The sequence below is a fragment of the Burkholderia lata genome (genome assembly GCF_902499025.1).
Taxonomy (GTDB): Bacteria; Pseudomonadota; Gammaproteobacteria; order Burkholderiales; family Burkholderiaceae; genus Burkholderia; species Burkholderia lata_C.
The window spans coordinates 23689-44748 of the sequence record NZ_CABVPW010000057.1 but is presented as its reverse complement, the minus strand read 5'-3'; the positions used below and the strand labels follow the sequence as shown (position 1 = coordinate 44748).

Annotated in this window: 17 protein-coding genes and 1 pseudogene; 8 read left to right on the top strand and 10 right to left on the bottom strand. The window is 68.0% G+C overall.

Translation table 11 applies throughout. The features are described 5' to 3' along the window. Positions 1-240 precede the first annotated feature (240 nt). Positions 241-1275: an AraC family transcriptional regulator gene (locus BDI24065_RS37295; protein ID WP_175035386.1), complete on the bottom strand. Its 1035-nt coding sequence runs from the start codon at positions 1273-1275 to the stop codon at positions 241-243. 137 nt (positions 1276-1412) lie between these two features. Between BDI24065_RS37295 and BDI24065_RS37290 the strand changes: the two genes are divergently transcribed. The 7 genes from BDI24065_RS37290 (at position 1413) to BDI24065_RS37260 (ending at position 10565) form a co-directional block, all read left to right on the top strand. Further along, positions 1413-2546 (top strand): acyl-CoA dehydrogenase family protein, encoded by a 1134-nt coding sequence (locus BDI24065_RS37290; protein WP_174917558.1) that lies wholly within the window; start codon positions 1413-1415, stop codon positions 2544-2546. A gap of 162 nt (positions 2547-2708) precedes the next feature. After that, the gene (locus tag BDI24065_RS37285; RefSeq protein WP_175035385.1) at positions 2709-4415 is read left to right on the top strand and encodes an AMP-binding protein; all 1707 of its coding nucleotides are present in this window, start codon (positions 2709-2711) and stop codon (positions 4413-4415) included. A 108-nt stretch (positions 4416-4523) separates the two neighbouring features. Then, the gene (locus BDI24065_RS37280) at positions 4524-6038 is read left to right on the top strand and encodes a CoA-acylating methylmalonate-semialdehyde dehydrogenase (protein ID WP_175035384.1); all 1515 of its coding nucleotides are present in this window, start codon (positions 4524-4526) and stop codon (positions 6036-6038) included. A gap of 18 nt (positions 6039-6056) precedes the next feature. Then, entirely contained in the window at positions 6057-6956 is a 900-nt protein-coding gene (mmsB, locus tag BDI24065_RS37275) for a 3-hydroxyisobutyrate dehydrogenase (protein ID WP_011354325.1), read from the top strand. Beyond that, the gene (locus tag BDI24065_RS37270; protein WP_175035391.1) at positions 6956-7747 is read left to right on the top strand and encodes an enoyl-CoA hydratase; all 792 of its coding nucleotides are present in this window, start codon (positions 6956-6958) and stop codon (positions 7745-7747) included. The genes mmsB and BDI24065_RS37270 overlap by 1 nt, the downstream gene beginning before the upstream one ends. Then, positions 7744-8883, top strand: coding sequence for an enoyl-CoA hydratase/isomerase family protein (locus BDI24065_RS37265; RefSeq protein WP_175035383.1), 1140 nt, complete (start codon positions 7744-7746; stop codon positions 8881-8883). Before BDI24065_RS37270 ends, BDI24065_RS37265 begins: the two co-directional genes overlap by 4 nt. A 638-nt stretch (positions 8884-9521) precedes the next feature. Then, a complete protein-coding gene (locus BDI24065_RS37260; RefSeq protein ID WP_175035382.1) occupies positions 9522-10565 on the top strand; it encodes an AbrB family transcriptional regulator in 1044 nt (347 codons plus the stop codon). 67 nt (positions 10566-10632) lie between these two features. On the opposite strand, the gene BDI24065_RS37255 is transcribed toward BDI24065_RS37260, so the two are convergent. Further along, positions 10633-11538, bottom strand: a complete 906-nt coding sequence (locus BDI24065_RS37255; RefSeq protein WP_175035381.1) for a LysR family transcriptional regulator — start codon at positions 11536-11538, stop codon at positions 10633-10635. 171 nt (positions 11539-11709) lie between these two features. Between BDI24065_RS37255 and BDI24065_RS37250 the strand changes: the two genes are divergently transcribed. Further along, positions 11710-13248, top strand: a complete 1539-nt coding sequence (locus BDI24065_RS37250) for an MFS transporter (protein WP_175035380.1) — start codon at positions 11710-11712, stop codon at positions 13246-13248. Positions 13249-13290: 42 nt separating this feature from the next. On the opposite strand, the gene BDI24065_RS37245 is transcribed toward BDI24065_RS37250, so the two are convergent. From BDI24065_RS37245 to BDI24065_RS37210, 8 genes and pseudogenes are all read right to left on the bottom strand, one after another. Next, positions 13291-14664: an efflux transporter outer membrane subunit gene (locus BDI24065_RS37245; RefSeq protein WP_175035379.1), complete on the bottom strand. Its 1374-nt coding sequence runs from the start codon at positions 14662-14664 to the stop codon at positions 13291-13293. 13 nt (positions 14665-14677) lie between these two features. Continuing rightward, a complete protein-coding gene (locus BDI24065_RS37240; protein ID WP_175035378.1) occupies positions 14678-16738 on the bottom strand; it encodes a MacB family efflux pump subunit in 2061 nt (686 codons plus the stop codon). Positions 16739-16740: 2 nt separating this feature from the next. Then, positions 16741-17934, bottom strand: coding sequence for an efflux RND transporter periplasmic adaptor subunit (locus tag BDI24065_RS37235; protein WP_175035377.1), 1194 nt, complete (start codon positions 17932-17934; stop codon positions 16741-16743). A 297-nt stretch (positions 17935-18231) separates the two neighbouring features. Continuing rightward, positions 18232-18438, bottom strand: a pseudogene (locus BDI24065_RS37230) (SAM-dependent methyltransferase); the annotation flags it as partial. Positions 18439-18494: 56 nt separating this feature from the next. Next, entirely contained in the window at positions 18495-19076 is a 582-nt protein-coding gene (locus tag BDI24065_RS37225; protein WP_175035376.1) for an HD domain-containing protein, read from the bottom strand. A gap of 108 nt (positions 19077-19184) precedes the next feature. Then, complete coding sequence (locus tag BDI24065_RS37220) at positions 19185-19394, bottom strand: hypothetical protein (RefSeq protein ID WP_175035375.1); 210 nt, start codon at positions 19392-19394, stop codon at positions 19185-19187. A gap of 117 nt (positions 19395-19511) precedes the next feature. Next, positions 19512-20078, bottom strand: a complete 567-nt coding sequence (locus tag BDI24065_RS37215) for a helix-turn-helix domain-containing protein (RefSeq protein ID WP_175035374.1) — start codon at positions 20076-20078, stop codon at positions 19512-19514. Positions 20079-20131: 53 nt separating this feature from the next. Beyond that, positions 20132-20773 carry a hypothetical protein gene (locus tag BDI24065_RS37210; RefSeq protein ID WP_175035373.1) on the bottom strand — a complete coding sequence of 214 codons (642 nt, stop codon included), beginning with the start codon at positions 20771-20773 and terminating at the stop codon, positions 20132-20134. Positions 20774-21060: the final 287 nt, after the last annotated feature.

The window sequence follows — 21060 nt, the reverse complement described above, 5'->3', positions numbered from 1 at the left end:
CACACGACGAGCAGCGCCGCGAACAGCGCGGCGCGCGCGACCCGCGCGGACAGCGGGTGACGAGGGTGGCCGCCTGGCGTGGCAGGCGCCGGCGACGGCCCGTGACGGTGAAAGTGCATCGCGACGTCCGGGCGGCGCGCGGCCGCGTGCCGTCCGGCTTGCGGAATGGGCGTAAGCCCGATGCTTAAAGATTAGGCGGTTTCCGCGCAAAGCGCGAAGCGACGGCCGTGCCGGCCCGCTTCAGCTCGCGCCGCCGCCCCGCGCGAGCACTTCGTCGCGATAGTCGGCCGGGCTGCGCCCGCTCCATTTGCGGAACGCGCGGTAGAACGCGCTCGGTTCCGCGAACCCGGTGGCAGCCGCGACGTCGGCGATCGTGCGCGCGGGGTCCGCCAGCGCCTCGAACGCGAGATCGCGCCGCAGCGTGTCCTTGATCGACTGGTACGCGTGGCCTTCCTGGTGCAGCTTGCGGCGCAGCGTCGCCTCGGCCACGTGCAGCCGCGCGGCCATTCCGCCCGCGCCCGGCCACGCGGCGGGCGGCATCCCGCGCAGCACCGCGCGCACCCGCTGCGCGAGCGCGTTCGGGTTGCGGTACTTGACGATGAAGCTCGCCGGCGCGTTGCGCAGGAACGTCTTCAGCGTCTTCGCGTTCTGCACGACCGGCAGCGTCGCGAATTCGGGATCGAAATCGACATACGAATCGGGCTGGTTGAACCGCATGTCGTCACAGAACATCGACGGGTATTCGTGGTCGGCGGGCGGCGTGTCGCAGCGGAAGCTCGCATGCAGCAGCGGGATGCGCCGCCCGATCAGCCAGCAGGTGAGCCCGTACACGATGATGAAATAGGTCGCGTACGTGAACATCGCGGGCGTCGCGCCGTTGTTGCGGTGCACGAAGCGCAGCCGCACGCGCTGCGGGTTCGCGTCGAGCTCCGCATGAAGGTCGTCGAGCACGCAGTGCATGAAGTTCACCGCGCGCGCCATCGCGTGCAGGCCGTCGCGCGCGGACAGCGCCGCCTGGCTCATCGCGATGAAGCTGCCGCTGCGCATCGGGTGGCGATCCTGCCCGAAAAACTCGTCGTCGAGCGTGCGCGCGATCGCGTTCCACAGTGCGCCGTATTGCTGCGCGGACACGCGGGCGCGCGGCTGGCCGAGCAGCGTGGGCGCAATGCCGGCCTGCTCCAGCAGCGGCTCGGCGGCGACGCCGCGCCGGGTGGCGAGTGCGACGCTGTAAGCGACGAGGCTGATCGCGACGGTTCCCTTGTCTTCCTGCTTCATCGGTGTCGCCGGTGTGGCAAAAACGCTCAGTGTAAATGAGCGACGCGAGCATCGAACAGTCGCGCCTGCTTGCCTACACTTGTTGCATCGAAACGCAAGGACGGTCGCGCCTGGCGGCCGCGGGAGACAGCAGCACCATGGACGAGCTTTACACCGAAGACCAGCGGATGATCCGCGACGCCGCGCGCGCGTTTGCCACCGACATGCTGGCGCCGAACGCGGCGCAGTGGGACCACGATGCGCACCTGCCCGACGCGATCGTCGCGCAGCTCGGCGAACTCGGCCTGCTCGGGATGATCGTGCCGCAGGAACTGGGCGGCTCGTATACGGACTACGTGGCCTACGCGCTGGCGATGGAGGAGGTCGCCGCCGGCGACGCCGCGTGCGCGACGATGATGAGCGTGCACAACTCGGTCGGCTGCGGGCCGATCCTCGGCTTCGGCACGCCGGCGCAGAAGGATCGCTGGCTGGCCGACATGGCGTCCGGCCGCGTGATCGGCGCGTTCTGCCTGACCGAGCCGCATGCCGGCTCCGAGGCGAACAACCTGCGCACGCGTGCGGAGCTGCGCGACGGCAAATGGGTGCTGAACGGCGCGAAGCAGTTCGTGACCAACGGCCAGCGTGCCGGTGTCGCGATCGTTTTTGCCATGACCGACCCGGAAGCCGGCAAGCGCGGCATTTCCGCGTTCCTGGTCCCGACCGACACGCCGGGCTTCATCGTCGGCAAACCCGAGAAGAAGATGGGCATCCGCGCGTCGGATACGTGCCCGATCACGTTCGAGAACTGCGCGATTCCGGAAGAGAACCTGCTGGGTAATCGCGGCGAAGGGCTGAAGATCGCGCTGTCGAACCTCGAAGGCGGCCGCATCGGCATCGCCGCGCAGGCGCTCGGCATCGCGCGCGCCGCGTTCGACAAGGCGCGCCGCTATGCAGGCGAGCGCGTGCAGTTCGGCAAGCCGATCGCCGAGCACCAGGCGATCCAGCAGAAGCTCGCCGACATGGCCGTGCAGATCAACGCCGCGCGCCTGCTCGTGCATCACGCGGCGAAGCTGCGCACTGCCGGGTTGCCGTGCCTGTCGGAAGCGTCGCAGGCGAAGCTGTTCGCATCCGAGATGGCCGAGCGCGTGTGCTCGGATGCGATCCAGATCCACGGCGGCTACGGTTACCTGGTCGACTACGAAGTCGAGCGTCACTATCGCGACGCGCGCATCACGCAGATTTACGAAGGCACCAGCGAAGTGCAGCGGATGGTGATCGCGCGGCAGCTTTGAGCCGCGACGGTCGCCCCGTTTGAAGCATTACGCAGCGCACGAGGGCAGCGCGGTGAACGCGGCACGCAACGACGTGACCGTGCGCCGCGCAACAGGGAACCGGGCATGGGCTGCAGCGCATGCGCCGGTTGACCGCGAGGCATGGAGACTGGAGAAGACACGATGACGGTACAGGCATTCCTGGACGCACGCGACTTTCTGCTGCGCCACCGCACCGACTACGACACCGCGTACCGCGAGTTCGAGTGGCCGGTGCTCGATGCGTTCAACTGGGCGCTCGACTACTTCGACCCGATGGCGCGCGGCAACGACCAGCCCGCGCTGTGGATCGTCGACGCGGCGACCGGCACGGGCGATCCGTATTCGTTCGCGCAGATGTCCGAGCGTTCGTCGCGGATCGCGAACTGGCTGCGCTCGATCGGCGTCGTGCGCGGCGACCGGATCCTGCTGATGCTGCCGAACCGCGTCGAGCTGTGGGACGCGATGCTCGCCGCGATGAAGCTTGGCGCGATCGTGCTGCCTGCCACCACGCAACTGTCACCCGACGACGTGCGCGACCGCGTGCAGATCGGCGGCGCGAAATACGCGATCGTCGACGAGAACGAAACCGCCAAATTCGAACAGCCCGACCTCGGCCTCGCGCAGAAGATCGTCGCCGGCGCGCCGCGCGCGGGCTGGCTCGCGATGAACGACGGCTACGCGGCGAGCGCGGATTTCGAGCCGGACGCCGTCACGCACGCGAACGATCCGATGCTGCTGTACTTCACGTCGGGCACGACGTCGAAGCCGAAGCTCGTCGAGCATACGCACCGCACCTATCCGGTCGGCCATCTGTCGACGATGTACTGGGTCGGCCTGCAACCGGGCGACATCCACTGGAACATCAGCTCGCCGGGCTGGGCGAAGCACGCGTGGAGCTGCTTCTTCGCGCCGTGGAATGCGCAGGCGTGCGTGTTCGCATTCAACTACGCGCGTTTCGAGCCGAAGGTCGTGCTCGATGCGCTCGTCAAATACCAGGTGACGACGCTATGCGCGCCGCCGACCGTGTGGCGCATGCTCGTGCAGCAGCCGCTCGCGTCGTTCGACGTGAAGCTGCGCGAGATCGTCGGCGCGGGCGAGCCGCTGAATCCCGAGATCATCGAGCGCGTGAAGAAGGCGTGGGGCATCGCGATCCGCGACGGCTACGGCCAGACCGAGACGACCTGCCTGATCGGCAATTCGCCGGGCCAGCCGGTCGTCGCGGGCTCGATGGGCCGGCCGCTCCCCGGCTACCGCATCACGCTGCTCGACCCGGACGGCATGCCCGTGACCGAAGGCGAGGTCGCGCTGCCGATCGGCGCCGACGTCACGCGCCCGGTGGGGCTGATGAAAGGCTATGCGAACAACCCCGACGCGACGGCCTACGCGATGCGCGACGGCCACTACCGCACGTCGGACATCGCGATGCGCGGCGACGACGGTTACTACGTGTATATCGGTCGCGCGGACGACGTGTTCAAGTCGTCCGACTACCGGCTGAGCCCGTTCGAACTCGAGAGCGTGCTGATCGAGCATCCGGCGATCGCCGAGGCGGCCGTCGTGCCGAGCCCCGACCCCGTGCGGCTGTCGGTGCCGAAGACCTTCATCACGCTGCGGCAGGGCTACGAGGAAAGCCCCGAACTCGCGCTGGACATCTTCCGTTTCTCGCGCGAGAAGCTCGCGCCGTACAAGCGGATCCGCCGCCTGCAGTTCGCGGAGCTGCCGAAGACGATCTCGGGGAAGATCCGCCGCGTCGAGTTGCGCCGCCGCGAGATCGAGCGCGGTGATGACGCAAGTGAACGGATGCCCGGCGAATACTGGGAAGAAGATTTCGCCGCTGAATTGAAGTGACGTGACCGCGGGCCGTGTGCCGCATTCCGCGGCCGCCGCCCGCAGCCGAACTGAACCGGCCGCGCGGCGCTATCGCGCTTCGCGGCCCTCTGCCAGGAGAGTGGATCGATGAACGCGAATTCGAAAGACGTGCCGACGGTCAAACTGCTGATCGACGGCGCCTTCGTCGAGTCCGCCACGAACGAGTGGCGTGACATCGTCAACCCGGCGACGCAGCAGGTGCTCGCACGCGTGCCGTTCGCGACTGTCGCCGAAGTCGACGCCGCCGTGCAGGCCGCGCATACCGCCTACGCGACGTGGAAGAACACGCCGATCGCCGCGCGCATGCGCATCATGCTGAAGTTCCAGGATCTCGTGCGCTCGAACCAGCAGCGCATCGCGAAGACGCTGACGGCCGAGCAGGGCAAGACGATTCCCGATGCCGAAGGCGACATCTTCCGCGGCCTCGAAGTGGTCGAGCACGCGTGCTCGATCGGGTCGCTGCAGCTCGGCGAATTCGCGGAGAACGTCGCGGGCGGTGTTGATACCTACACGCTGCGCCAGCCGCTCGGCGTGTGCGCGGGCATCACGCCGTTCAACTTCCCCGCGATGATTCCGCTGTGGATGTTCCCGATGGCGATCGTCTGCGGCAACACGTTCGTGCTGAAGCCGTCCGAGCAGGATCCGCTGTCGACGATGGAACTCGTCGAGCTCGCGGTCGAGGCCGGCGTACCGAAAGGGGTACTGAACGTCGTGCACGGCGGCAAGGAAGTCGTCGATGCGATCTGCACGCATCCGCTCGTGAAGGCGATCTCGTTCGTCGGCTCGACGGCGGTCGGCACGCACGTGTACAACCTCGGCAGCGCGAACGGCAAGCGCGTGCAGTCGATGATGGGCGCGAAGAACCACGCGGTCGTGCTGCCCGACGCGAACCGCGAGCAGTCGATCAACGCGCTCGTCGGCGCGGGCTTCGGCGCGGCCGGCCAGCGCTGCATGGCGACGTCGGTCGCGGTGCTCGTCGGCAACGCGCGCGACTGGCTGCCGGACATCGTCGCGAAGGCGAAGGCGCTGAAGGTGAATGCGGGCGCGGAAGCCGGCACGGACGTCGGGCCGGTCGTGTCGAAGGCCGCGAAGGAACGCATCCTGTCGCTGATCGACGCGGGCGTGAAGGAAGGCGCGAAGCTCGAGCTCGACGGCCGCGACGTGAAGGTGGCCGGCTACGAGCAGGGCAACTTCGTCGGCCCGACGATCTTCTCCGGCGTGAAGGCCGGCATGTCGGTCTACACCCATGAAATCTTCGGTCCCGTGCTGGTCGTGATGGAAGCCGACACGCTCGACGACGCGATCGCGCTCGTCAACGCGAACCCGTTCGGCAACGGCGTGGGCCTGTTCACGCAGAGCGGCGCGGCCGCACGCAAGTTCCAGAGCGAGATCGACATCGGCCAGGTCGGCATCAACATCCCGATCCCGGTGCCGGTGCCGTTCTTCAGCTTCACGGGTTCGCGCGGCTCGAAGCTCGGCGATCTCGGCCCGTACGGCAAGCAGGTCGTGCAGTTCTACACGCAGACCAAGACGGTCACCGCGCGCTGGTTCGACGACGATGCGACGGCCGGCCCGGTGAATACGACGATCCGGCTGCATTGAGCGGCGGAGGACACGAACATGAAAATCGGTTTTATCGGCCTCGGCCACATGGGTGCGCCGATGGCGCTGAACCTGCTGAAAGCAGGCCATGAAGTACATGCGTTCGACCTGAGCGCCGATGCATTGCGCGCGCTGCAGGATGCCGGCGCACAGGTGGCCGCATCGCCGCGCGATGCGGCATCGGGCGCGACGTTCGTCATCACGATGCTGCCGGCCGCACCGCACGTGCGCTCGGTGCTGTCCGGCGAGAACGGCGTGCTCGCCGGCCTCGGCGCGGGCGCGACCGTGATCGATTCGAGCACGATCGACCCGGCGAGCGCGCAGGCGTTCGGCGCGCTCGTGCGCGAGCACGGCGGCGCGTTCGTCGATGCGCCCGTGTCGGGCGGCACCGGCGGCGCGGCGGCCGGCACGCTGACCTTCATGGTCGGCGGCAGCGATGCGGATTTCGAGCGCGTGAAGCCCGTGCTCGCGGGCATGGGCAAGAACATCGTCCACTGCGGCGCGACGGGCATGGGGCAGGTCGCGAAGGTCTGCAACAACCTCGTGCTCGGCATCTCGATGGCAGCCGTGTCGGAGGCGATGTCGCTCGGCGTCGCGCTCGGCATCGACCCGAAGGTGCTGGCCGGCATCGTCAACACGTCGACCGGCCGCTGCTGGAGTTCGGACACCTACAACCCGTATCCGGGCGTGATCGACACCGCGCCGTCGTCGCGCGGCTACTCGGGCGGCTTCGGCACCGACCTGATGCTGAAGGATCTCGGCCTCGCGAACGACGCCGCGAAGCAGGCCCGCCAGCCCGTCTATCTCGGCGCGCTCGCGCAGCAGCTGTACCAGACGATGAGCAGCCGCGGCGACGGCCAGCTCGATTTCTCGGCGGTGATCCGCCTGTACCAACCGGCAACGAAGAAGGACGCATGATGATCGAACTGGACTACGTCGACGACGGCGCGATCGCGTGCGCGACGCTCAAGCGTCCGCCCGCGAACGCCTTTACCGCCGACGGGCTGAAGCAATTGCAGGAAACCGTCGCCGAACTGAATGCGAACCCGCGCGTGCGTGCGCTGGTGATCACCGGCGACGGCCCGAAGTTCTTCAGCGCGGGTGCCGATCTCAACACGTTCGCCGAAGGCGACCGCGCGGTTGCACGCGCGATGGCGTCGCGCTTCGGCGCGGCGTTCGAAGCGCTGCACGACGCGCGCGTCGTGACGATCGCGGCGATCAACGGCTATGCGATGGGCGGCGGGCTCGAATGCGCGCTCGCGTGTGACCTTCGCATCGCGGAGACGCACGCGCAGATGGCGCTGCCCGAGCCGTCGGTCGGCCTGCTGCCCTGCGGGCTCGGCACGCAGACGCTGCCCTGGCTGGTCGGTGAAGGCTGGGCGAAGAAGATCATCCTGACCGGCGCGCGTGTCGATGCGGCCACGGCGCTGCGGATCGGCCTCGTCGAGGATGTCGTGGAGTCGGGCGCGGCGCGCGATGCGGCGCTGGCTCTGGCACGCAACGTCGCGCGGCAGAGCCCGCACGCGGTCGCGTACAGCAAGGAGCTGATCGGCCTCGCGCGTCGCGGCGTGCCGCGCAGTGCGGCACTCGCGGTCGAGCGCGAGCGCTTCGTCGACCTGTTCGACACGAACGATCCGCGCGAAGGCGTGGCTGCGTTCCTCGGCAAGCGCGCGCCGCAGTGGCATACCGATGGAGAGTCGCAACGATGAGCACGCCGGTCACGAATCACGACGCGTTCGCGGAGCACGCATCCGAGGTGCTGTTCCGCGTGGTGAACCGCGTGGCGCTGATCACGCTGAACCGGCCGGCCGCGCTCAATGCGCTGTCGTACCCGATGATCGTCGAGCTGGCCGCGCTCCTCGAGCGCTGCCGCGACGACGACCAGATCGTCGCGGTCGTGCTGCGCGGCGCCGGCGAGAAGGGCTTCTGCGCGGGCGGCGACGTGCGCGCGCTGTACAGGATGGTCGCGCAGCGCGAAACCTGGCTGCCGTTCTTCGTCGACGAATACCGGCTCGACTACGCGATCCATACGTTCCCGAAACCGGTGGTCGCGCTGATGGATGGCGTGACGATGGGCGGCGGCATGGGTCTCGCGCAAGGCGCGGCGCTGCGCGTCGCGACCGAACGCAGCAAGATCGCGATGCCGGAGACGCGCATCGGCCTCGTGCCAGACGTCGGCGCGACGCATTTCCTGTCGCGCATGCCGGTCGAACTCGAACTGTACGTCGGGCTGACCGGCGCGATGCTGTCGGGTGCCGACGCGCTGACCGCGAAGCTCGCGGATCTGTGTGTGCCGTCCGCGTGGCTCGACACGTTCGAGACACGTATCGAAAGCGTCAAGTGGGAAGGCGATGCATTGCCGCTGCTGCGCAAGGTGTTCGAGCCGCCGTGCAACGTCGTGCCGCATGCGGCGCTCGACAGCCAGATGGCGTGGATCGTGCGTCACTTCGACAAGCGCTCGGCCGTCGAGCGGATCGTCGCGACGCTGATGCAGGATCTCGCGCGCGAGGAGTTGTCGCGCGAGCACCGTCAATGGCTGCAGGCGACGCTCGATGCGCTCACCGGCCATTCGCCGACGATGCTGTGCGTGACGCGTGAGGCACTGCTGCGCGGCCGCCAGATGACGCTGGCCGAATCGTTCCGGATGGAACTCGGCATCGTCGCGCGCGCGATCGAGGAAGGCGATTTCTGCGAAGGCGTGCGTGCGCATCTCGTCGACAAGGATCGCAAGCCGCGCTGGGCGCCCGCGTCGCTCGTCGAGCTGCGCGCCGAACGCGTGCGGCATTTCCTCACGTCGCCGTGGAAGCTGTTTGCGCATCCGCTGGCGGCGCTGGGCGCGGATTGAACGCCGGCTCGCGGCCGGCAATCCGCAGGGCGGCGCATGCTTCGGCATGCGCCGCTTTTTTATTGTGCAGTCGGCGCGCCTCCAGTGCCGTGCATGCGGTAACGCGCGCTACCATCCACCGCGTGAAATCACAACTGCCTGAAATAGATGAAAATCTCAATAATAATTTCCGGATTTTGAGGGGGTGGGGGAGGGTTTCTGCTTGTCACGGAATCGGTAAAGCCATTAATATCTTAAGACAAAATTTGATTGGTAGTTCGATGATTTAAAGCATCTAAATCGAAAGCACGCATGAAAATGCCGCTATTCGATAAAAGTCCGAAGCAGGCGTGAGAGAAAGGGGCTGTTCCGGTGGGGGTGCGGGCTGAGGCGCTGGGCTGCCTGGGTTTGTGACTGCTGCTTGATTGGCGACGTTCGTGCATCTACTGCCTTTCCTGATGGATTCGTAGCGCACTCGGCGTTTCAACGCGAGTTGATCCGTGTGTCATCGCGCCTCGACTGGATTCATGAGTTATGGATGATTGAATCCGGAATAATCGGACGATCTTTTTTTGAGTCTGGCATTTCATTTCAACTAATTCCAATTGCATTTCCATGCGAATTTGCCTGAGCCAGGTCGACAGCCAGGGCGCTGCCCGATGAAGACACTCGCGTATCTTGCCTGCCTGACCGCGGTCGGGCTGGTGCTGCGGTATGCGGGCGTCCCGCATGGCCTGCTGCTCGGCGCGATCCTCGCCGCGTCGATCGCGACCAGCCGGTTCGGTTTCGCGCCCAGGCTGCGCTTCGGCCTCGAGTTCGTGCAGATCGTGCTCGGCACGGCCACCGGCTTGCTGTTCCGGTCGTGGGACACGCAGATGGTCGTCTCGATCATGCCGAGCCTGGGCGTCCTGCTCCTGTGCCTGGCCGCGCAGATCGTGGTCGGCAGTCTTTGGCTGTCCCGCGTCTCGCGCTGGAACCGGGCCGATGCACTGCTGGCCGTCTATCCCGGCGCACTCGCCGCGGTATTCGACCTGCTGGAATCCGAGCGCGCGTCGGCCAAGGTGATCGTCGTGCATCTCGTGCGGCTCCTGTCAATCACGGTCCTGGTCAGTTGCTTCATTCCGGCGCAGGTGGGCGCGCCGCAGCACGCGGCTGTCGCTGCATTGCCGGTCGAGACGTGGCTCGCGCTGACCGGGTTGGTGGCGCTGTGCGTGCTGACCGGGCGGACGTTGCTCGGGCTCGGTGTGCCGGCGCCGTTCATGATCACGGCCATCGTGCTGACCGGCGTGTTCGTGCGAGCGGGATGGCTGCACGATTTCGACGTGCCGGCGTGGTGCGTCGATGCGGCGTCGGTCGTCCTGGGCGCGCTGATCGGCGCACAGTTCCGGCAGATCACGCTGGCGGACGGGTTGCGATACGGTCGAACCGGCCTTGCATGCATCGCGCTGATGCTGATGGTGGCCGGTGCGTTCGCGTGGGGGATGGCGCGGCTGTCCGGCTACGGGGTGCTGCCGCTGTGGCTCTCGTATGCGCCCGGGGCCATCGAGACGATCACGATCGTCGCCTATGGCGGCGGATTGAACGTCGTGTTCGTCCTGTCTCATCACCTGACGCGGCTGGTCGTGCTGCACTTCGCGCCGGCGGCACTCGCCCGCGCGCGCCGCCGGCGCATGCTGGCAATCGACGGCGGCGACGCGAAATAGCGCGGGCAGGGCGGCCGTGTCGCACGTTCGCGTGCGGCACGAGCCGCGGCACCGTGCGCAGTCCTGCCTATCGTTCGATCATCGGCGGAATCGCCTGCGCGAACGCATCGATTACGCAGCGCGTCTTGCGCGGCAGATAGCGCGTCTTCGGCCAGATCGCGTGGATGTCGCCTTCGCAGACGAAGCAGCGGTCGAGCACGACCGTCATCTCGCCGCGCTTCACGTGGTGGTCGAGCAACCAGCTCGGCAGCCACGCGATCCCGAACCCCGATGCGCCGGCCGCCGCGATCGCCTGCACGTCGTCGAAGCTGAGCTGGTGCGGCATGTCGATCCGGACCGTCGAGCCGTCCGGCGCGCGCAAATCCCACGGTTGAACCACGCCCGAGCGTGAATACGCGATCGTCCGGTGGTCCTTCAGGTCGTCGAGCGTCTTCGGCATCCCGTAGCGGGCGAGGTACGACGGCGCTGCGCCGAGGCTGCCGTATTGCGTGCCGAGCCGCCGCACCGCGAGGCTCGTGCTGTCCGCGAGCGTGCCGATCCGCACCGCGAGGTCGATGCCTTCCTCGACGAGATCGACGAAACGGTCGGTGATCGACACGTCGATCCGCAAATGCGGATAGATGCGTGCGAGGTCGAGCACGATGGGCGTCACGCAGTGGTGCCCGAACGCGAGCGGCACGCTCAGGCGCAGCTTGCCGCGCGGCTCGTTACGGCCGCAGTCGAGGTCGGCCTCCGCCGCTTCCAGCTCCGCGAGCGCGCGCACGCAGCGGTCGTAGTACGCCTGGCCGTCGTCGGTCAGGCTCTGGCTGCGCGTCGTGCGCTGCAGCAGCCGCGCGCCGAGCCGCTTCTCGAGCCGCGCGATCGCCTTGCCGACGGCCGAACGCGTCATGTCGAGGCGCTCCGCGGCGAGCGCGAAGCTGCCCGATTCCACTACCTGGACGAAGGTCGTTACGCCGTCGAGTCTGTCGGTCATGGGAAGGATTGAGTCCTGTGGTTCCCCAGTCTGGAGAAATGCGTGCGTCAATGGGGATGGGAATTCTCACTATAGTACCGATTCCCGTCCAGCGTGCGTCGCCGGCCGCGCGCGGAGAATTCTTCTTACCTGGAGGCGCGCGGCCCGTTGCCGGGTCGCGGCGCAATACGCATGACGCAATCCGACTCTCGCAGGAATGCGGTCGCGCTCGCGGCCGTCTGTCTTACGTCGCTGATGTTCGGCCTCGAAATCTCGAGCGTGCCGGTGATCCTGCCGACGCTCGAACACGTGCTGCACGGCGATTTCAACGGCATGCAGTGGATCATGAATGCGTACACGATCGCGTGCACGACCGTGCTGATGGCGGCCGGCACGCTTGCCGACCGGTTCGGCCGCAAGCGCGTGTACGTGATCGGCACCGTGCTGTTCGGCGCGACATCGCTGCTGTGCGGGCTCGCGCCGAACGTGCCGGTGCTCGTCGCGGGCCGGCTGCTGCAGGGCGCGAGCGGCGGCGCGATGCTGATCTGCCAGATTGCGGTGCTGTCGCACCAGTTCCGAGAGGGTCGCGAGCGCGGCCGCGCGTTCGGGATCTGGGGGATCGTGTTCGGCATCGGGCTCGGGTTCGGGCCGATCGTCGGCGGCGCGATCGTCGCCATGGCGAGCTGGCCGTGGGTGTTCCTCGTCCATGCGCCGCTCGCGGCCATCGCGCTCGTGCTGATCGGCGGCGCGGTGCAGGAGTCGCGCGATCCGCACGCGGGCAAGCTCGACGTGGCGGGCATCGTCACGCTGTCGCTCGCGGTGCTCGGCCTGGCGTTCTATATCACGCAAAGCGCGGAGCTCGGGCTGACCAGCGCCGCCGGCCTCGGCGTGCTCGGCGCGACCGTGCTGGCACTGGCCGGCTTCTTCGTCGCGGAACGCGCGAGCGCGCGGCCGATGTTCGATTTCTCGGTGTTCCGGATCCGCCCGTTCACCGGCGCGATCTTCGGCTCGATGGGGATGAACTTCAGCTTCTGGCCGTTCATGATCTACCTGCCGATCTGGTTCCAGGTCGCGCTCGGCTACGACAGCGTGACGGCCGGCCTTGCGTTGCTCGCGTACACGTTGCCGACGCTGGTCGCGCCGCCGTTCGGCGAACGGCTCGCGTTGCGCTACGGGCCGGGCGTCGTGATCCCGGGCGGCCTGTTCACGATCGCGGCCGGGTTCGCGCTGATGCGGATCGGCAGCGCGGCCGACCATGCAAGCTGGATCACGATGCTGCCCGGCTGCGTGATCGCCGGCATCGGGCTCGGGCTCACGAACACGCCCGTGACCAACACGACGACGGGCGCGGTGCCGAGTTCGCGGGCCGGGATGGCGTCGGGCATCGACATGAGCGCGCGGATGATCTCGCTCGCGCTGAACATCGCGGCGATGGGTTTCGTGCTGGTCGCGGGGATCGTCGCGAGCCTGAAGGGCGGCGTTGCAGGCTCGATCGGCGATGCGGCACTGCGCCGGCTCGCGCAGGAGATTGCATCCGGCCGCACGGACGGGCTGCACGAGATCGCGCCGGCGCTCGCGCAGGCCGACCCGACCGGCGCGGCGCTGCATGCGGCGCTCGTGCACGGGTTCGGCTGGGTGATGGTGTACGGCGCGGCAGGTGTGGCCGTGCTCGCGACCGCGAGCGCGGTGGCGTTCGCGCCGGCACGACGCGGGGCACCCGTGTGCGAATGACGCCGCACGCGGCCGGCGCGGCCGGCCCGGTGCGCGCGCCGGTCAGGACATCCCGCCGCCGAGCGCGCGGTACAGCGTCATCTGGTTGTTGAGCCGGTTCAGGCGCGTCAGTTCGTCGGCGCTTTGCGCGTCGCGCAGCCGCTGCTGCTGGTCGAGCCACGGCTGCACGGCGGTCGCGCCGGCCGCGAAGCGCGCAGCGGCCAGCTGTTCGGCGCGCTGCGCCTGGGCCAGCGACAGTGCGCGCTGTTCGGCTTCGCGCTCGAGTTGCACGCGCGCCGACAGCGCATTCTCGACTTCGGCGAGCGCCGTGTAGAGCTTCTGGCGGAACCCGACGACGGCTTCCTCGTACTGCGACTTCGACACCTTGATCTGCAACTGCATCGTGTTCCACTGGATGAACGGCAGTGCCAGGCCAAGCCCGAGCGTGCCGACCGGATTCATCAGCACGCGCTCGAGGCTCGTGCTCGACGTGCCGGCCTGGCCGGTCAGCGTGAAGGTCGGGTAGAAGCTCGTGCGCGTCGCGTCGACCTGCGCGAGCGACTCGCGCAGCCGGAATTCCGCTGCACGCAGGTCGGGGCGCCGGCCGAGCAGGCTCGCGGGCAGGCCGGCCACCACTTCCGGCGGGGCCGCGACGGGCAGCGCGGACGGTTCGGCCGCGCGCTGCTGCGGCGGCCGGTCGAACAGGATCGCGAGCGCGTGGCGGTTCTCGGTGCGTTGCTGGATCAGTTGCGTCTGCGCGGCGCGTTGTGCGGCGAGGCTTTGTTCGGCCTGTGCGAGATCGAGCCCCGACACGGCACCGGCCGTATGCCGTGACCGGACGACCGCGAGCGTGCGGACCGCATACGCGATGTTCGCGTCGCCGAGCGCGATCTGCCGGTTCAGATAGCCGATCTGCCAGTACAGCGACGCGGTCGTGCCGATCAGCGACAGCCGAGCGGCTTCGAGATCGGCGGCCGTCGCATCGGCTTCCCAGCGCGCGGCGTCGCGCAGCGCGGCCAGCCGGCCCCACAGGTCGATTTCATAGCTGAGCGAACCGGTTACACCGCTCGTCCGGCTCATCTGGTGCGTATCGAGCGTGAGCGACACGGCGCCGTTCGCGCCGAGCGATACGTTGGGCGTCAGGTTCGTATCCGCGAGCCCGGCCTGCAGTTGCGCGCGGTACACGCGGATCGCCGCGATCGCGAGGTCGTTGTTGGCGCGCAGCGCGTCGTCGATCAGCGCGTCGAGTTGCGGATCGCCGAAGCTGCGCCACCAGTCGCGCGTCGTGGCCGGTGCATTGGCGGCAACCGGTGCCTCCCAGTTCGCCGGCATCGCGACGGCTGGCAGCGGTTCGTGGCGTGCGCCTGCGCAGCCGGCGAGCAGCGCGGCCGCGCAGGCGAATGCGCCCAGGCGGTAAAGCGGTGAGGAATGCGTCATGGCGGGCCTTGCGTCAGTCGCGCGCGAGCGCATCGATCGGATCGAGCCGCGATGCATTGCGCGCGGGCATGAAGCCGAATATCACACCGGTGAGCGTCGAGCAGACGAACGCGGTCACGATCGCGCCGGCCGAGAACACCATCTTCCACTGCGCGACGAACATCGAGAACAGCGCGCCGAGCCCGAACGACAGCGCGATGCCGATCGTGCCGCCGAGCAGGCAGACGAGCACGGCCTCGACGAGAAACTGCTGCAGGATGTCGGACTGGCGCGCGCCGACCGCCATCCGGATGCCGATTTCGCGCGTGCGCTCGGTGACCGACACCAGCATGATGTTCATCACGCCGATCCCGCCGACGACGAGCGAGATCACGGCGATCAGCGACAGCAGCAACGTGAGCGACTGGCCGGTCTTCTCGACGGTCTTCACCACGCTGTCCATGTTGTACGTGAAGAAGTCCTTGCGGCCGTGGCGCTGCGTCATCAGCTTTTCGAGGCTTTTCTCGGCGGCGGCGCTCGGCTGCCCGTCGCGCACGCGCACGGTGATGCTGTCGAGATAGCGCTGCCCGAAGAGGCGCCCGCTCGCGGTCGTGTACGGCACCCACACGTTCAGGCTCTTCACGCTGCCGAACGCGCTCTTCTTGTCGGCCGTCACGCCGATCACGACGCACGGCACGTTGTCGACCAGGATCACTTCGCCGATCGGGTTGCGCGTCGCGCCGAACAGCTTGCGGCGCGTGTTCTGGTCGATCACGGCCACCTGCACCTGACGGCGCACCGCGTCCGCGTCGAACGCGACACCCAGCGCGAAGCGCATCCCGCGTGCCTGGAAGAAGCGGTCGCCGACGCCGCTCACGAGCGCGTTCACGTCGATGTTGCGGTAGCGCAGCAGCAGCGTGCGCGACGTTTCGGGCGTCGCGCTGTCGACGTACGGCTGCTCGGCGAGCGCGGCGACGTCGGCAGGCACGAGCGTCTGGATCGCGTCGGCGCGGCTGTCGCCCCAGTCGGTGCCCGGATAGATGTTGATCGTGTTCGTGCCGATGCTGCCGATCTCGTCGAGCATGTAGCGCTTCGCGCCTTCGCCGATCGCGACGATCGATACGACCGACGTGATGCCGATGATGATGCCGAGCATCGTCAGCAGCGTGCGCAGCCGGTGCGACACGAGTGCGATCCACGCCATCCGGCAGGCTTCGGCGAAGCGGCCGGAGCCGGCCGCGAAGCGTCGCGTGCGGGTGCCGGTATCGGCATGCGCATCGGTGTCGACGGCCGCGGGCGGCGGCACGTCGTGGCGATCGCGGGCGGGTAGTGCGCCGGCGGCCGCTTCGGTTGTGTCCGCGGCTTCCGCTGCGTCGACGCCCGCTTCCGCGAGGGCTTCCGCATAGTGCCGGTTCGGCCGGTCGGCGACGATCTCGCCGTCGCTGATCTCGATGATGCGCTTCGCATGGCGCGCAACGGCCTTGTCGTGCGTGACGATGACGATCGTATGGCCGAGCGCGTTCAGCTCGTGCAGGATGCGGATCACGTCCTGGCCGCTTTTCGTGTCGAGCGCGCCGGTCGGTTCGTCGGCGAGGATCACCTGGCCGCCGTTCATCAGCGCGCGCGCGATGCTCACGCGCTGCTGCTGGCCGCCGGACAGTTGCCCGGGGCGATGGTGCGCGCGATCCGCGAGCCCGAGGCGCGCGAGCAGTTCGCGTGCGCGGGCGTGCCGTTCCGCACGCGGCGTGCCGGCGTAGATCGCCGGCATTTCGAGGTTCGCGACCGCGTCGACATGCGGCAGCAGGTGATAGCGCTGGAACACGAAGCCGAAGTGTTCGCGGCGCAGTTGCGCGAGCTCGTCGCTGTCGAGCATGTGCGTGTCGCGGCCGCCGACCGTGTAGGTGCCTTCGCTCGGATGATCGAGGCAGCCGAGGATGTTCATCAGCGTCGACTTCCCGGAGCCCGACGCACCGACGATCGCGACGATCTCGCCCGCGTGGATCGACAGGTTGACGTTGTTCAGGACAACGACATCCTTGTCGCCGGCCGGAAAGCGCCGTGTGACGGCAGCGAGTTTCAGCAGGGGCTGGTTCATCGTCACACCACGTCCGCCAGCGGCGCGTGGTCGTCGCCGGCCGCTTCGCCGATCACGACGCGTTCGCCGTCCTTCAGGCCGGCCAGCACTTCGACGCGCACGTTGTTGTTGATGCCGATGCGGACGTTGCGCGTTTCCGTGCTGCCGTCGGCGCGCAGCACGCGCACCGCGTAGGTGCCGTCCTTGCGTTTTTCGCCGAGCGCGGCGGCCGGAATGCTGAGCGCGTTGCGTGCGTTGCCGAGCACGATGTTGACTTGCGCGGTCATCGAGATACGCAGCCGATGCTCGGGATTCGGCACTTCGAACAGCGCGTTGTAGAACACGGCGGAATTCGGCTTCGTGCCGCCGCCCGAACCGCCGCCGAGCGTGCTTTGCGCTTCGGCGTAGTTCTGCGGTGCCGGTTCGATCGCGCGCAGCTTGCCGTAGTGACGCTTGTCCGGTTCGCCGAGGATCGTGAAATACGCGGTCTGGCCGGCACTCACGCGGATCACGTCGGCTTCCGACACCTGTGCCTTCACGGTCATCGTGTCGAGATCGGCGAGCTTCAGGATCACCGGCGCCTGCTGCTGCGCGATCACGGTCTGGCCTTCCTGCGTGACGACCGCGACGACCTCGCCATTGATCGGCGCGACGATGCGCGTGTAGCCGAGGTTCGCCTGCGCGGTCTCGATCTGGATGCGGGCCGAGCGAATCTGCGCGGCAAGCGACGCGAGTGTCGCGCGCTGTACGTCGAGCGTCGCGCGCGCGGCCTCGAACGATTCGCGCGATGTCGCATCGTCGGGCAGCATCGCCTGCTGGCGCTTGAACGCGAGTTCCGCCTGCGTGAGTTGCGCGGCGGTCGATTGCTGCTGCGCGCGCAGGCTTTCTTCGCTGGCGCGGGCCTGGCGCAGCGCGTTTTCCGAGATCACGGGATCGATCTCGGCAAGCCACTGGCCCTTCGAGACCTTGTCGCCGAGCTTGACCTTCAGCGACTTCAACTGCCCCGACACCTGCGCGCCGACGTCGACCTGCCGGAAGGCCTGCAGCGCGCCGGTCGCCAGCACCGCGTTCTCGAGATCGCCGCGCGAGACGGGGGCGGACAGGTATTGCGGATGCTTGTCGGGCGCGCACGCCTTCAGGGTGATGCCGGCGGCGATTGCGACGATGGCAAGGGTAGCCAGCACGATGCGCCGGCGGCGATGGGTCTTCTGAGTCATGAGCGTGCGGCGAGGATCGGGCAGTGCCGGCGATGCGTGCGGCCGGGCGGGACGATCCGGTCGGCGTCGGATGTCGGGCAAGGGTGCCCGCGACGGCATCCGCGTACGCATCGTGCGGCCGTACCGGGTCGAATCAGCCGCTCATGGTAAGCGAGGAAATCACGCCAAGTCGTGTGGAAATTGTGCTGAATTGTGCGAACGCCGCATCGGAGCGGGGGCCGGGCGGCGTCATTGTTGCAATCTGTGAGCGCGGCGGGCGAGGGCCCGTGCGCGTGTTGCGGCCTGCGTTAACGTGCGTTAGCGCTGCGCGGCGACGAGCGCCATCATCGGCCGATCGCGTTCCTCGTCGAGCGCGGGCAGCGCATCGACCTGCGCCTGCGTCGGCCCCCATTCGTCCAGGTGCGTGAGCGTGAAGCCGCTGCCGATCAGCAGGTTCACGAGCGTGCGGTGCTGCTTGACGATGCCGGGCGCGAGCCAGTCGGGCATGCGTTCGCCTTTACGCTGGCGTCGAGCCTCGTGCGAGCGGGTTGCGCGGCGCCGCGTGCCCGATCCCCACGAGCTTACGCGCGCCGCCCGCCCGCGTCGATCCGGCGCTGCGTGTCGGCGTCGACGATGTCGCGGATCGCGCTGAACAGCGGCGCGGCATCGGTATAGCGGCGGCCGTAGCCGAGATTGAACGCGTAGTCGAAATCGGGCGGATTGCTGCCCTGGTTGTGCTGCAGGATCGTCTCCAGCTTGTCGAGCGCCTTCGCCGCGCGTGCTTCCGGCGTAGCGGCCGCCTCGTATTCATCCCAAAGCGCGACGATCTCGTCGCGCTGCGCGGGATCGAGCGGTGCGGTCAACGTCAGCAGGTCGTCGCGTTCGTGCGCGCTTTTGTCGGGGTGCGCGGCTTGTTCGATCGCGGGAATGTCGCCGTGCAGCGCCTCGCCGAGATCGTGGACGATGCACAGCTTCAGCAGTTTCAGCGTGTCGATGCCGGGCAGCGCGTCGGCGAATACGAGCGCCATCAGGCACAGCCGCCAGCTGTGCTCGGCCGTGCTTTCCGCGCGCCCGGCCGACGTGTAGCCGCTGCGCAGCACGTCCTTCAGGCGTTCGGCCTCGCGCAGGAAAGCGAGCCGTGCGTGGATGGTATCTGGGGTCATGGTCGGCGTCCTTGCGATGAGCCATCAAGCGTAATGCGGCGGTGCGCGGTTCGTCCACGCATGAAATATGCGTGGCGTGCGCGGGATCGGGTGCGCTGGGTCGCGCGCCTACTTCGCGAAAAGTCCGGCCCAGCAGAAAAGGGCGAAGAAGCCGATCTGAACCAGGACGATCAGGCTGAACAGGTAGGGGCGGCTGCGGCGTGCCACGCGCCTGCCGCCGGCGTTGGCCACGCCCGAGCGAAGCGCGATCAGCACGGCGGCGCCCAGATAGAGCATGAGCGAGACGATCACGAGTTCTCGCACGACAAGCCTCAGCATGGGGCGTGTCCCCTGGCCGTGCCGCCATTCACGTCGGCATCTTCCGCGTTGCGTGCGGGACACGTCGAAGCCTGCCGCGCCGTTGCCGGCATGGGGTTCTTCGTTGCGATCCAGCGATTACGCATCCTCGAGCGTCTCCACGAGCCGCGCGGCCGATCCGTCCGACAACGTCATCCGCGTCCATCGGCACGCGCTGCCGCGGATCGGCACGACGCGCGACGCATTCGCGCCGGTGTCGAATTCGACGCTCGGCGGCCCCGCATGGTCATGCCAGCCGAGCGTGTCGAGCGCGGCTTCCATGCGGACGATCTCCGGGCTCGCGTAGCGCCACAGCGACGTGCCGAGCAGCATCGACAGCGGCTGAGAGAATTCGGCCGCGCGTGCGGGTGAAGAAGCGAGCAGGCGGTGCGTGAGGTCGCACACGAGATGCATGCGGCCTGCGCTGCCCGAGACGAGCCGCGCGAGCGCGCGATCGCCCGCCGAATCGAGGCGCGCGGCGAGCAGCCGCTCGGCGGTCGCGCGCTCGTCGGGCGACATCTGCAGGACGCCGGCTTCCCAGCGGGAGATCGTCGATTGTGCGACGCCGAACAGCTCGGCCGCATGGCTTTGCTTGACGCGGTGCAGCGCGCGCCAGCGCTTGAGTTGCGGGCCGAGCGAGGATGGATGAAGCGACGGGTCACGCATGTCGATGCTCCTCTGTCACGCGTCGGCCGGGTGCCATGACGGACAGGATGGGCCTAGAACCCGGCGATTGGCCGGTCCTTGAGGGAAAAAAGGGCGACCGGCAGCAGCAGGATCCCGCCCAGCACGAGCACGCCGTCGGCCGCCACGGTGACTGGCGTGGCCAGGATCCGGAGCCCCTTCGCGAAGGCGGACGGTGCTTCGTCGATGGCGACCGTATAGCGCTCGTTGAACGATTGCGCGGTGCTGTCCGGTTTCAGCGAGAAGCCCTCGGTGGAATAGCGCTTGCCGACGACGTTGCCGTCGAGTGCGATCTGGGTGCGCGAGGTTCTGAAGCCGTCGGCGGTTGCCGCCTGACGCTCGTCGTCCGGCGCATCCTTCGACAGAACGGTGCGGTACTGGCCGGTCACGTCGCTGCCGTCGACGCGGAAGCTGCCGAACGACGTGTGCAGCGATTTGCGGTAGCTGGCGGTCAGCACCGGGCGCAGCTTGTCCGGCAGATCGAAGATGTAGTGATAGCGTTCGCCCAGTACCACCAGCTTCTTGCCGTCTTTCGTGATCATGAAAGCGGAAACGTGCTCGACGTAGGTTTCGTCGTGGTTTTCGTAGAGCGCCGGCGTGAAACAGCCGGACAGTGCGAGGCCGCTCGCGGCCACGCCGGCGGCCAGCAGGCGCCGGCGCGTGATCGATACGTTCATTGTTGTCCCGTCTGTGCGGTTCGGTTCAGTGGCTTTCGCCCTCGGAAGCCGGATTCTCGCGTATCCGCCGCGCGTTGTCGAACGGGATATCTGCCACGGCAGCGGTCGATGACCCCTGTCGGTGCCGTACCGACAACGTTTTCGTCGCGCTTTCAACCCTCTCCGCCATATCTTATTATTCGGCCAGTGCGGGGGGATACCGGCCGCCAACGGTCATGTCGAGGCATGACGCGCCGGTATGAATTACCGCCTTTCGGCTGGCGCATCGCACGATGCGCGGTCGAAAC